This window comes from Jannaschia sp. L-14R, assembly GCF_056857695.1.
Map to the genome: position 1 here is coordinate 22,247 of NZ_JBSXNP010000006.1, position 12,085 is coordinate 34,331.

A 12,085-nucleotide genomic window follows, 5' to 3' on the forward strand; every position below is an offset into this window, starting at 1 on the left:
GCCGTCACAACCGGTCGGACAGCAGGAACTCCGCCGCCCGGTCCAGCCGGATATGCGGCGGTCCTTCTCCGGGCCGCAGCGTCAGGGGCGCGGGCGCGAACTCCATCAGGTCGTATTCGCCGTCCAGCCAACTCTCCGCTCCTTGCCGCGCGGGTGTCAGAACATGCGCCGGATCTGCGGGCATCTCGCCCGGATACAGTGCTGCCTCGCGCCCCGGTGTGCCGTCTGTCCCCATCAGACGCCCGCGCACCACGGGCAGATCGTGTCCCTGATGTTCGCGCATTTCCTCGACCGTGGCGCGCAGCGCGGCCATCGAAATCGCCTTGGTCTGCGCGCCCGCAAAATCGGCGCGGGACTTGGCGTCGCGGACCATCGCTTCGGTCAGTGCGGTCAAACGCGCGTGTTGCGTGTGGTGCAGATGATCGGCCTTGGTCGCCGCGAACAGCAACCGGTCCACCCGACGCGCCCCCAGAAGCGACAGCAGCCAACCAATCGCGCCGGGCCGGAACGCCGTCAGGATGTCGGTCATCGCAGCGCGCATTTCCTCCAGTGCACGGGGTCCGCGCCGCAAGGCGCCCAGCACGTCAAGCAAAACGACCTGCCGATCCAGCCGTGCGAAATGATCGCGGAAAAACGGACGCACGACCTGGGATTTATAGGCCTCGAACCGCCGCTCCATTTCGCGGCGCAGACTGCCGCGCGGCGCATCGCCGGGGAGAAGCGGGGCAAAGGTCAGCGCGGGCGATCCCTCCAGCTCTCCGGGCAGGAGAAACCGCCCCGGCGTCAGATCGTAAGCCCCGGCTAACCGCGCGGCGTGCAAAGCGGCGGTATAAGCACGGGCCAGTGTCTGCGCCTCCGTCTCTATCAGTTTGGCGGTGGGATCGATGGTCTGCATCGCCGCCGCGTAATCGCCGGCGTTCCAGGATGACAGCCGCGCCAGCGCAGCGGCGGACCATGCGTCATACGTCTTGTCCATCAACCCAAGGTCCAGCAGCCATTCGCCCGGATAATCCACGATATCCAGATGCACCGTCCGCGTTCCGCGCAGTCCGGCCAGCATGCCGGCGGGCCGCACCTTCAAGGACAGGCGCAGTTCCGACACGGCGCGGGTGCCGTCGGGCCAATGCGGTGTGCGCGACGTCAGCGCGGCCAGATGGCTCTCGTAGTCGAAGCGCGGCACGGTGTCGTCGGGCTGCGGTTGCAGGAAGGCCGTTTCAATCCGGGAACCGGCCGAAAATCCGGGCATCCGGCCCCGGTCGATCAGGTTCGCCACCAGCGACGTGATGAACACGGTCTTGCCCGCCCGGCTCAGGCCGGTGACGCCCAGCCGCAGAGTCGGATCGAATACGTCGGTCACCGAGGACGCCACGTCCCCCACCCCGCGCGTCACTGCATCCGCCAGCCGTCCGATCACCATCCGCGCACCCCTTTGTCGTCGGCAAAGATAGGGGCGCTGAAGGCCAAGGGAAAGGCGCGGTCGAAAACCTGACCAGTTGGCCTTGCCGCGAATGGCATTCCGACAACGTCCGATGGGGATCGGACGTGGATCACCCCCATATCCGACGTGAAGCGGATATGACCAAATCATCCGGATTGGTAAGGTATCAGAACCGATCCGCGTAAACGGAACGTTAACCCGGCATCTTGCCCTTGCCCCGTTCCCCGCCCTATCTGCGCCCATGCCCCGATATGCCTTTCGCATCGAATACGACGGTCGCCCCTTCGCCGGATGGCAGCGTCAGGACGGCCCCGCCTCGGTTCAGCAGACGGTCGAGGAGGCGCTACGCGCGTTGGAGCCTGACATGGGCAGCATCGCCGCTGCGGGCCGCACCGATGCCGGTGTCCATGCCACGGGACAGGTCGCCCATGCCGATTTATCAAGGGACTGGGGTGCCTTCCGCCTGTCCGAGGCGCTGAACTGGCACCTGAAGCCCGCTCCCGTCGCGGTGACCGCGTGCACCCGTGTGGACGACGACTGGCACGCAAGGTTTTCGGCGCTCGAACGGCGCTATACCTTCCGCATCATCGCCCGCCGCGCGCCCCTGGCGCTGGACGCAGGCCATGCCTGGCGCGTTATCGGCCCGTTGGATGTCGACGCCATGCGCGCGGGCGCGACGCGTCTGATCGGACATCACGACTTCACCACGTTCCGCGCGTCGATCTGCCAGGCGAAATCGCCGGTCAAAACCCTCGACGAGATTACCTTGACCGAGTCGCCCTACCCCGGTGGCCAGGATATACGCATTCACCTGCGTGCCCGCAGCTTTCTGCACAATCAGGTTCGTTCCATCGCCGGAACACTGGAGCGCGTCGGCGCAGGCGCCTGGTCTCCGGATCGCGTGGCCGAAGCATTGGAGGCCCGTGACCGCGCCGCGTGTGGGCCGGTCTCGCCGCCTGACGGGCTGGTTCTCACGGGTGTGGGCTATCCGAACGATCCATTTGCGGATTGAGCCCACCTCCTGAATTGGTTAAAAAGCCTTACCAATTTTCGGAGCCCCGACATGCCCCCCGTCATTACCGACATCGAAGACCTGCACAGGCTCTACCGCCGCCGCGTCCCCAGGATGTTCTACGACTACTGCCAGTCCGGCAGCTGGACCGAGCAGACCTATCGCGAGAACGAAACCGACTTCGACCTTATTCGGTTGCGCCAGCGTGTTGCGGTCGACATGGAGGGCCGGTCGGTCCGGTCCAAGATGATCGGGCGCGAGGTCGCGATGCCGGTGGCGCTGGCGCCGGTCGGTCTGACGGGGATGCAGCACGCGGACGGCGAAATCCTTGCCGCGAAGGCCGCCGAAGCGATGGGGGTGCCGTTCACCCTTTCCACGATGTCGATCTGTTCGATCGAGGACGTGGCCCGGAATACGACCGCACCGTTCTGGTTTCAGCTCTATGTGATGCGGGACGAGGATTTCATCGACCGCCTGATCGAACGCGCGCAGGCCGCCGGGTGCGATGCTCTGGTCCTAACGCTTGATCTGCAGATCATGGGTCAACGCCACAAGGACCTGAAAAACGGCCTTAGCGCCCCGCCCAAGCTGACGCCCACGTCCATCGCCAACATGATGACGAAGGTGCAGTGGGGTCTGGGGATGGCGCAAACCAAGCGCAGGTTCTTCGGCAATATCATCGGCCATGCCAAGGGGGTCAAGGACGCGTCGTCACTGTCGTCCTGGACGGCGGAGCAATTCGATCCCCGGCTGGATTGGGACAAGGTCCGGCGGCTGAAGGAGAAGTGGGGCGGCAAGGTCATCCTGAAGGGTATCCTCGACGCCGAGGATGCACGCATGGCGCTGGCTGTCGGAGCGGACGCCATCGTCGTGTCGAACCACGGCGGGCGGCAACTGGATGGCGCGCTGTCGTCGATCCGCATGTTGTCTGAAATAGTCGACGCCGTTGGCGACCAGATCGAGGTTCACATGGACGGCGGCATCCGGTCGGGGCAAGACGTGCTGAAGGCGATCGCGATGGGGGCCAAGGGCACCTATATCGGCCGGGCTTTCATCTATGGTCTGGGGGCCATGGGTCAGGCGGGTGTGACACGTGCACTGGAAGTGATCCGTCGCGAGTTGGACGTTACGATGGCGCTGTGTGGCGAGAAGGACATTCATAATGTCGGGCGGCACAACCTGTTGGTGCCCAGGGGATTCAGCGGCGAATGGGACCCTCGCGGACGAGACGGCTGAGCGGCCAGATCGCCGCCAGAAGAATCGCGACGCAGGCGAAGGCCCAGCGCAGGCCGAACGTCTGCGCACCAATCCCCATCAGGGCGGGCGCGATAAAGAAACCGATGAAGCCGATCACGGCGACCCGCGCGATGACGGCGGTCCGTTGTGACGGCAGCGACAATCGGCCCGCCAGGGCCAGACCCATCGGACCTATGACCGAGATACCAAGCCCCATCAGGCCGAACCCGATATAGGCAACGAACGGCGTCGGAGCGGCGGCGGCGATCAATACCCCGGCAACAGCCAGCGCTGTGGCGATACGGATAACGCCGATCTCGGAAAGGCGCGCGGCGACGGCCTGCCCCGAGAAACGGCCCACGGCCATCGTCAGGCCCAGCATCGCCGGGCCGAATGCGCCTTCGGCAGCGCCACCCAGAAGGGTGCGTTCGATATGCAGGGCCGACCAGCTTTCGACCGTCGCCTCGGCCATGAAACCGATCAGCACGATCGCCCCGCACAGCGCCACCAATCCCAATGGAAGGCGCGGGACGGGACCGTTGCCGACGTCCCGAACCGCGACCTGCATCATCTGGAACGGCGCGGTCGCCAGAACCAGCATCGCTATCGCCGGAAAGATCGCGCCCGGTCCCCAGCCCGCCTCGCGCATGGCACCGGTCAGCAGGGCCGAGACGGCATAGGCCACAGAAAACATGGCATGGTTCACGTTCATCAGGCTGCGGCTTGTTCGCGTCTCGATCTCGGAGACGCGGGCATTCATCACCACGTCAGTCAGGCCCGATGTCGCACCAAGGATCATCAGGATCACGAAGAACAACGGCACTGTATAGGCCACGGCTGGCAGCATTGACGCCGCCGCCAATATCACCGTGCCAGCCGGCAGCGCCCAACGTCCCATCCTTCGGTCCCAGCGCGGCGCGACATAGAGCGTGGTGGACAACCCGATGGCCGTGCCCAGCAAGAGGAGCCCGAAGGAGGCGTCATCCACGCCGATCCGCGCCTTCAGCACTGGGGCCATGGCCGCGATGCAGCCCCAGGTCAGACCGACGGCCATGAAAGCGGCAACCGGCGCGCGGCTGAGGCGAAGGGCAGAGAGGATCGACATGGGCGGCAGGTGGTCCGTTCGTTCGGTTGAAAGCGGCGGGTCATCTGCCAGGTCGTATTGGCGAAAATATCCCGGAGGAGCCGAAGGCCGGGGCTGGCCCCCGCCGGATCTAGCCGTGATCTTTCATCAGACGGGCCTTCTGCCGCTGCCAGTCGCGCTTGGCCGCGGTTTCGCGTTTGTCGTGGTTCTTCTTGCCCTTGCCGACGCCGATCTTCAGCTTCACCATGCCCCGATGGTTGAAATACATCACCAGTGGAACCAGCGTGTAGCCCTCGCGCGCCGTGGCATTCCAAAGCTTCGACATCTCGCGGGAGCGGACCAGCAGCTTGCGGCGGCGACGCTCTTCATGGCCGAAGGTCTTGGCCTGTGCATAGGGCGCGATATAGCCATTCACCAACCATAACTCGCCCTCTTTCACCTCGGCATAGGATTCGGCGATGTTCGCCCCGCCCTGCCGCAGCGACTTGACCTCGGACCCCTCCAGCATGATGCCGCATTCGATATCGTCCTCGATCGCGTAATCGTAGCGGGCCCGCCGGTTCTCGGCGATTACCTTGTAGTTCTTGTCTTTGTCATCCTTGGCCATGTTGTGCCACTTAGGCCTGTGCAGCCGCCCTGTCCACGGGGGAGAAGCGACGCGACAGGAAATTCCAACCGACCGCGACCGGCGTCATCGCGCCAGCCGCTAAACCAGCGCCTGCAACCCTGCGCCCGCCACGACCCAGCCGCCCAACGTCGCGCCGACCAGGCCCGACACAAGGCCCCTGGGCAGGCCCTATATCGTCTCGGTCAATTCAGCAGACCGGCGTGGCGCATGGCCTCGGCGATTCGGGTTCTGGTGCCTTCGGTGGCAGGCGTGATGGGCAGGCGGACCTCGTCCGAACATTTGCCCAGCATCGCCAATGCAGTCTTGGCCCCGACGACGCCCGGTTCGGCGAAAATGGCCTGATGCAGCGGCATCAGCCGGTCCTGAATGTCCAGCGCAGTGGCATAGTCGCCCGCGAACGTCGCCTCGTGCAATTGCGACAGCAAGCGCGGCGCGACATTGCAGGTCACCGAAATGCATCCCACCCCGCCCTGCGCGTTGAAGCCGTGCGCCGTCGCATCCTCGCCCGAAAGCTGGATGAAGTCCTTGCCACAGGTAATCCGCTGCGCCGAAACGCGGGCCAGATCGCCCGTCGCATCCTTGACGCCGACGATATTCGGCAACTTCGCCAGTTCGCCCATTGTCGCGGGCGTCATGTCGACGACCGACCGACCGGGAATGTTGTAGATGATGATCGGGATGCCGACCTCGTTCAGCGCAGTGTAATGCGCGATCAGGCCCGCCTGCGTCGGCTTGTTGTAATAGGGTGTGACGACCAGCGCACCGTCCGCGCCGACGTCCCTGGCGAACTGTACGAAGCGCAGCGCCTCGGCGGTGTTGTTGGACCCGGCCCCTGCGATCACCTTGACCCGGCCCGCCGCGCGTTTGACGACGGCCTTGATGACCGCCTCGTGTTCGGCGTGAGTCAACGTCGGGCTTTCGCCGGTGGTGCCGACCGGGACCAACCCGTGGGAGCCTTCTTCGATCTGCCAGTCGACCAGCGCGTCCAGCGCGTCGAAATCGACCTCGCCATTCTTGAGAGGCGTCACCAACGCGGGCATGGAGCCTTTGAACATCGACGCATCCTCCTGTGGTCCGTATTCGCGCGGAAACTAGCCGGGGCCGTGCGGCGCGGCAAGGCGATGCTTTTTGATGGATCGCATCACTGTTAGTCGCCATGCGAGTGCCTTGCCCCTATATTGACGGAATGATGTTCAAAGACTTTCTTGCCGCAGCCACATTGACCTTCGCGCTGACCCTCAGTGGACAAGGGCAGGCCAATCCCGCAGTTGCTGCGGGGATTGCAGCCCTGCGCGCGGATGACGAGGTGGGGACCCGTGCCGCGTTGACGCAGACCGACGACCAGATCGCCCGCGATGTCATCTTGTGGCACCTTCTGCGGGCCCGGAAAGGTACCTTTTCGGAAGGGGAGGATTTCCTGCGCCGCAACCCCGACTGGCCCGGCCTGAACCTTCTGCGCGCGCGGGTGGAGCTGGACATTCCGGCCACCATTGCGCCCGGACGGATTGTCGCATTCTTCGACGGTGCACCGCCCCGCACCTCGCGTGGGGCGCTGATGCTGACGATCGCGCTTATGTCACTGAACCGCGAGACCGAAGCCGAAACCGTCGCCATCGACGCCTGGCTGACGATGCCGATGTCCGCCGCGTCCGAGGCGGGATTCCTCGAAATCATGGGTGATCTCCTGCGCTCTTTCGACGCCGCCAGGCTGGATGCAATGACCTGGGGTGGCGATATACAGTCGGCTGAACGGACGCTGGCCCGCGTCACCGGGCCCGAAGCTGCCCTGGCCCGCGCGCGCATTGCATTGCGCGCCGGGCGCGAAGGCGTGGACGAGTTGATCGCGGCAGTCCCCGAAGGTTTCCGCGACCATCAGGGACTGGCCTACGAACGGTTCCGCTGGCGCCTTGGCAAGTCCCGGCTGGACGGCCCCGACGGGGCGCTGGCGCTGCTGTTTGCCTTTGATGCCGACGCCGACACGCTTGGCAATCCGAGCGTATGGGGCCAGCACCGGGAGCGTCTGGCGCGCAGCCTGATGCAGAACGGTCGATACGAAGATGCCTATCGAGTGGCTGCGAAACACAATCTGCCCGAAGGCGATTCCAACATCCCGGGGAACGAATGGCTGGCGGGATATATTGCGCTCCGCTTTCTAGATCGTCCCCAGGATGCCGCCGTGCACTTCCGTACCTTCGATGGCAACGTGGCCTCGCCCATCTCCAAGGGGCGCGCCGGGTATTGGCTGGGGCGCGCACTGGAAGCCAGCGGCGATGCCACGGGGGCTGTCACGGCCTATATCATGGGCGCGCGCTACCAGACCAGTTTCTATGGTCAGTTGGCCGCCGAGCGCGCCAATCTGCCGGCCGATCCTCTGCTGAACGGGAGCGAGGTTTTCCCGCCCCTCGACCAGACCTCCTTTGCGCAATCCAGTCTGTTGGCCGCCGCGCGTCTGCTGGACGGTTTGGGCGAACGCGAACTGGCCGAAATGTTCCTGGCCGAACTGGCCGAAAGCCTGCCGCGCGCCGAAATCGGCAGCCTGCTCGATGTCATTCTCGACGATCTGGGCGATGCGCATGTCGCACTTCTGGTGGCCAAGCGCGCGGCCCAGTCGGGCTATGAATTGCACAGGGGGTATTTCCCGGTAACGGATCTGGCCACCATCGAAAGCCCGGTCGCACCCGAGCTTGCCCTGTCGATCGCGCGTCGCGAATCCGAATTCAATCCGATCGTCGTGTCGGGCGCGGGCGCAGCCGGACTGATGCAGCTGATGCCGGGCACCGCGCGCGATATGGCGGCGCTGGTCGGCGTTCCGTATCGTCAACCGGCGCTGACGGAAGAGCCGCTCTATAACGCACGCCTCGGCACCGCCTATCTGAGGGAGCTGGAGGCGGAGTTCGGCTTGTCCCCGATCCTGATCCCGGCCGCCTATAATGCCGGACCCACCCGCGCGCGGCGCTGGTCTGCGGAGCTCGGCAATCCGTCCGACCCGTCCATCGACGTCATCGACTGGATCGAGGATGTGCCCTACAGCGAGACGCGCAACTACATCATGCGGGTATCGGAAAGTCTTCTGCCCTATCATGCGCAACTGACCGGCTCGGTCGAGGATGTGAAACTGGAAGACTGGCTGAAGGACGGCTACGGCGACCTGGCGCAACGCAACAACTGACGCCCGGGACACAGCGCCGCCGCATGACAGACAGGGCGGGAATGAACGGGACTATGACAGGCCAAGGGGCGACGCCGAACTCATCCGCGCCGCAATCGTTGCCTCACCTCCCGCTCAACCGTTTCGGCCGGGTGCGGCGTGTTCTGGCACATCGTCTTTCCGAAAACCGTCTGCGCCCCGGTCGGTCGATGCCTCCTGTGCCTGGTCGACCCGTCGTCCCCGCCAGAGCGTGAAGAGACCCGCCGCTATGACGATGGCCGCGCCCAGAACGACCTGCGCCTGCAATGCCTCGCCGAAGACGGTCACGCCGATAAAGGACGCGAACACAAGTTGCAGATAGGCGAATGGCTGGACCACGCCGACCTCCGCCACCTCGTAACAGCGGATCAGCAACCAGTGCCCCGTTGCGCCTGAAAGGCACAGCGCAGCCATCCACCCCCAATCGGACAATGTCATAGGCTCCCAGAACCAGACTCCGACCAGGGTGATTGCCACGGCTCCGACCGTGCCGGTCCAGAAGAAACTGGTCGCCGTCGTGTCGCGTCGCGCGACATATCGGGTCAGCAAACCATACATCGCAAACAATGCCGCCGCCGTCAGTGGAATGAGTGCGGCGGGCGAAAATACCGTCACACCCGGCTGTAGGATAATCAGCACACCCACGAAGCCCAGCGCAATGGCGGTCCACCTGCGCCAGCCCACGCGCTCGCCCAGGATCGGGCCGGACAGGGCGGCGGCCAGCAAGGGGTACGCCGCGAAAATGGCATGCGCCTCGACCAGTCCCAGCAGGACGAAACCGGCCACCATGACGCAGATTTCTCCCACCAGAAGCAATCCGCGCAGACCCTGGATCACCGGCTGCGACGTGGCGGCGGCGGCGCGCAACCCGCCCGCCTTGCGCGCGGCAATGGCAATGACAAAGGCGGCGAAGAACCAATACCGGATCATCACTACCATCAGCACGTTATATTCCCCGGCCAGATGCCGCGAGAGGCCGTCCTGGATGGCGAACACGAAGGTCGTCGCCACCATCAGCGCGATACCCAGCCGGTCGCCCCTCATCGCAGGACGCCTCGTGTCATATGGCGTTTGCGTCCGAAGCCTGGCACGCGTTCCACGGCAAACCCCGCAGCGCCCAGCGCCTGCCGGACATGGCCCGCCGCAGTATAGGTGGCGAAGGTGCCGCCCGGCGCGGTATGGCGCGCGACCTCGGCCATCAGGTCCGCTCCCCACATCTCGGGATTTCGAGCGGGCGAGAAACCGTCCAGAAACCATGCATCTGCACGTCCGTTCCATGCAGGCAGGGTTTGGCGTACGTCGCCTTGAACGATTTCGATTTCGACCCCCGGCAGGGTGATCCGGTCGCCGGGCCACTGATCCAGCAGGGGCGTCGCGTCGATGCCCGGAAACGCCGACAAGGCGCGCGCCATATCGTCCCGCCCCATTGGATAAGCCTCGAACGACGTGAAGCGCAGCGTCCCCGCTCCGGTCCAGTCCTGCGCCATCACCAACGCATTCAGCCCCGTCCCGAAACCCAGTTCGGCGATGTGAAACCCGGCGCGCAGGCGCGTCGCCAGATCGTTGCCTTGCACGAAGACGTGCCGTGTCTCCTCCGCCCCGTCGATGATCGAAAAATACGGGTCGTCGAAGCGCACCGCCACAGGTGTACCCTCGCGCCATTCCAGATCGGGCACGCCTGTTTTCGGGTCCGGGTTTCCGTCGCTCATGTCCTGCCCTATGGCCTTGATGTGACTGGACAGGAAGGGCGAGGAATTGGCAATCGACGTGACGATCCTCGGGGCGGGCGTTTTTGGATTGGGCTGTGCCTGGGCGATGGCGCGGCGCGGCGCGAAAGTCCGCGTGGTCGACCCCAATGGCGTGGGCGCAGGTGCGTCCGGTGGCATCGTCGGGGCGCTGGCCCCGCATGTCCCAGAACAATGGAACGACAAGAAGGCCTTCCAACTGGACAGCCTGCTGATGGCGCGGGATTGGTGGAAGGCCGTGGCCGAAGTCGGCGGCGGCGACCCCGGATACGCGCGAACGGGCCGTCTACAACCCATCCCCGACAAGGCGGCACACGCGCTGGCAATGGAACGCGCAGTCGGCGCCGCGACGCTGTGGCAGGAACACGCGACATGGACCGTCGAGCCTGCCCCTCAGGAATGGTCACCCGGCACGCCGACCGTTATCCGCGACACCCTGTCCGCACGCATTCATCCACGCCGCGCCTGCGAGGCACTGGCGTCGGCCATACGCGCCACGGGCGGAGAGATCGTGCCTTCGGGAGATATCGGGGGCTTCGTTCTGCACGCCACGGGTTGGCGGGGACTGACCGCGATGCGGGACGACCGGGGCCGCACGGCTGGCACCGGCGTAAAGGGACAGGCGGCATTGTTGCGCCTGGACCGCCGCGACCTGCCGCAGCTTTATGCATACGGCATGCATATCGTGCCGCATTCGGATGGCACGGTAGCCATCGGCTCGACCTCGGAGCGGGAGTTCGCGGATACCTCCACCGATGATCGACTCGACGACCTGCTGGCCCGCGCCTGCACCGCTGTGCCTGCACTGGTCGGGGCCGAGGTACTGCAACGCTGGGCCGGTGTGCGTCCTCGGGCCCGGTCCCGCGCGCCGTTGATCGGAGCATGGCCCGGGCGGGACGGACATTTCGTCGCCAACGGCGGCTTCAAGATCGGGTTTGGTGTCGCGCCCAAGGTGGCGGAAGTGATGGCCGACCTGATCCTGTCGGGAACCGACAATATCCCCGATCCCTTCCGTACCGATCATCTTGCACCCTGGGTCTCAGGCGTCTAAAGCGCCCATCTGCCCGTCAGGGCCATGTCTCCGACCACCATGTCAAAACGGGTTACAGAAATGAAAATACTTCCCGCCATCGTTGCGATGGCCGTTATCGTTGTCGCCTCGAACATCGGCGTCCAATTTTTAGTTGCTGACGGCTGGCTGACGTGGGGGGCGTTCACATACCCCCTCGCGTTCCTTGTCACCGACGTCACGAACCGTCTTTATGGTCCTGATAATGCACGAAAAGTCGTGCTGGTCGGGTTCGTCGCGGGCCTTGCGTGTTCCCTGATCGGGACGCAGATCGTGGGGGAGTTCGGGCCATTGGTGACGCTGCGCATCGCGCTGGCGTCCGGAACGGCGTTCCTCGTGGCGCAACTGCTTGACCTGGCGATCTTTTCGAAGCTGCGGGATCGGGCCTGGTGGGTGGCTCCGTTGACATCTTCGGTGATCGGATCGGTTGTCGACACGGCACTGTTCTTCACCATTGCCTTCTCCGGTTTTCTTGCGTTTCCAACAACTTGGGGCGACGTGTCCTGGGCGCAGGAGACGACGGTTGTGGGACCTCTGTGGGTCGGACTGGGATTGGCGGATTGGGGCGTGAAGATGGCGATTGCGCTGCTGGCGCTGGTACCGTTTCGTGTCATTACGATGAATTTGCACCATGGATTGCGGGAAAGGGGTTGACCCACACAATATCTGTGCAAATCTACAAGCAC

11 protein-coding genes are annotated in these 12,085 nt (G+C 64.7%); 5 read left to right on the forward strand and 6 right to left on the reverse strand.

The window, feature by feature from the left end:
• Positions 1-4 precede the first annotated feature (4 nt).
• Positions 5-1,417 (reverse strand): YcjX family GTP-binding protein, encoded by a 1,413-nt coding sequence (locus AC13C2_RS00895; protein WP_482885650.1) that lies wholly within the window; start codon positions 1,415-1,417, stop codon positions 5-7.
• Between the two features lie 262 nt (positions 1,418-1,679).
• On the opposite strand from AC13C2_RS00895, the gene truA reads away from it, so the two are divergent.
• Positions 1,680-2,450: a tRNA pseudouridine(38-40) synthase TruA gene (gene truA, locus AC13C2_RS00900; protein WP_092758616.1), complete on the forward strand. Its 771-nt coding sequence runs from the start codon at positions 1,680-1,682 to the stop codon at positions 2,448-2,450.
• Positions 2,451-2,501: 51 nt separating this feature from the next.
• Complete coding sequence (locus AC13C2_RS00905) at positions 2,502-3,686, forward strand: alpha-hydroxy acid oxidase (RefSeq protein ID WP_482885651.1); 1,185 nt, start codon at positions 2,502-2,504, stop codon at positions 3,684-3,686.
• Here the strand turns inward: AC13C2_RS00905 and AC13C2_RS00910 are convergent.
• The 3 genes from AC13C2_RS00910 to dapA all read right to left on the reverse strand — a co-directional run bounded on the left by AC13C2_RS00910 (position 3,649) and on the right by dapA (position 6,453).
• Positions 3,649-4,791: an MFS transporter gene (locus AC13C2_RS00910; protein WP_482885652.1), complete on the reverse strand. Its 1,143-nt coding sequence runs from the start codon at positions 4,789-4,791 to the stop codon at positions 3,649-3,651. The two genes, AC13C2_RS00905 and AC13C2_RS00910, sit on opposite strands and share 38 nt — an antisense overlap.
• Before the next feature lie 109 nt (positions 4,792-4,900).
• Positions 4,901-5,377 (reverse strand): SsrA-binding protein SmpB, encoded by a 477-nt coding sequence (gene smpB, locus AC13C2_RS00915; RefSeq protein ID WP_092758625.1) that lies wholly within the window; start codon positions 5,375-5,377, stop codon positions 4,901-4,903.
• Between the two features lie 203 nt (positions 5,378-5,580).
• On the reverse strand, positions 5,581-6,453 hold the full coding sequence (gene dapA, locus AC13C2_RS00920) for a 4-hydroxy-tetrahydrodipicolinate synthase (protein WP_092758626.1): 873 nt from the start codon (positions 6,451-6,453) through the stop codon (positions 5,581-5,583).
• A gap of 131 nt (positions 6,454-6,584) precedes the next feature.
• Between dapA and AC13C2_RS00925 the strand changes: the two genes are divergently transcribed.
• Positions 6,585-8,567, forward strand: a complete 1,983-nt coding sequence (locus AC13C2_RS00925; protein WP_482885653.1) for a lytic transglycosylase domain-containing protein — start codon at positions 6,585-6,587, stop codon at positions 8,565-8,567.
• 114 nt (positions 8,568-8,681) lie between these two features.
• Here AC13C2_RS00925 and AC13C2_RS00930 read toward each other — a convergent pair whose 3' ends face one another.
• On the reverse strand, positions 8,682-9,629 hold the full coding sequence (locus AC13C2_RS00930; protein ID WP_482885654.1) for a DMT family transporter: 948 nt from the start codon (positions 9,627-9,629) through the stop codon (positions 8,682-8,684).
• On the reverse strand, positions 9,626-10,294 hold the full coding sequence (gene mnmC2 / locus AC13C2_RS00935) for a tRNA (5-methylaminomethyl-2-thiouridine)(34)-methyltransferase MnmC2 (protein WP_482885655.1): 669 nt from the start codon (positions 10,292-10,294) through the stop codon (positions 9,626-9,628). The genes AC13C2_RS00930 and mnmC2 overlap by 4 nt, the downstream gene beginning before the upstream one ends.
• Positions 10,295-10,346: 52 nt before the next feature.
• Between mnmC2 and AC13C2_RS00940 the strand changes: the two genes are divergently transcribed.
• Positions 10,347-11,381 carry an NAD(P)/FAD-dependent oxidoreductase gene (locus AC13C2_RS00940; protein WP_482885731.1) on the forward strand — a complete coding sequence of 345 codons (1,035 nt, stop codon included), beginning with the start codon at positions 10,347-10,349 and terminating at the stop codon, positions 11,379-11,381.
• A gap of 60 nt (positions 11,382-11,441) precedes the next feature.
• Positions 11,442-12,053 (forward strand): queuosine precursor transporter, encoded by a 612-nt coding sequence (locus AC13C2_RS00945; protein ID WP_482885656.1) that lies wholly within the window; start codon positions 11,442-11,444, stop codon positions 12,051-12,053.
• The last annotated feature ends 32 nt before the right edge of the window (positions 12,054-12,085 follow it).

Bases quoted from the DNA above. Each gene is read 5' to 3' on its own strand.
- AC13C2_RS00895 (WP_482885650.1), bottom strand. From the start codon at position 1,417: ATGGTGATCGGACGGCTGGCGGATGCAGTGACGCGCGGGGTGGGGGAC.
- truA (WP_092758616.1), top strand. From the start codon at position 1,680: ATGCCCCGATATGCCTTTCGCATCGAATACGACGGTCGCCCCTTCGCC.
- AC13C2_RS00905 (WP_482885651.1), top strand. From the start codon at position 2,502: ATGCCCCCCGTCATTACCGACATCGAAGACCTGCACAGGCTCTACCGC.
- AC13C2_RS00910 (WP_482885652.1), bottom strand. From the start codon at position 4,791: ATGTCGATCCTCTCTGCCCTTCGCCTCAGCCGCGCGCCGGTTGCCGCT.
- smpB (WP_092758625.1), bottom strand. From the start codon at position 5,377: ATGGCCAAGGATGACAAAGACAAGAACTACAAGGTAATCGCCGAGAAC.
- dapA (WP_092758626.1), bottom strand. From the start codon at position 6,453: ATGTTCAAAGGCTCCATGCCCGCGTTGGTGACGCCTCTCAAGAATGGC.
- AC13C2_RS00925 (WP_482885653.1), top strand. From the start codon at position 6,585: ATGATGTTCAAAGACTTTCTTGCCGCAGCCACATTGACCTTCGCGCTG.
- AC13C2_RS00930 (WP_482885654.1), bottom strand. From the start codon at position 9,629: ATGAGGGGCGACCGGCTGGGTATCGCGCTGATGGTGGCGACGACCTTC.
- mnmC2 (WP_482885655.1), bottom strand. From the start codon at position 10,294: ATGAGCGACGGAAACCCGGACCCGAAAACAGGCGTGCCCGATCTGGAA.
- AC13C2_RS00945 (WP_482885656.1), top strand. From the start codon at position 11,442: ATGAAAATACTTCCCGCCATCGTTGCGATGGCCGTTATCGTTGTCGCC.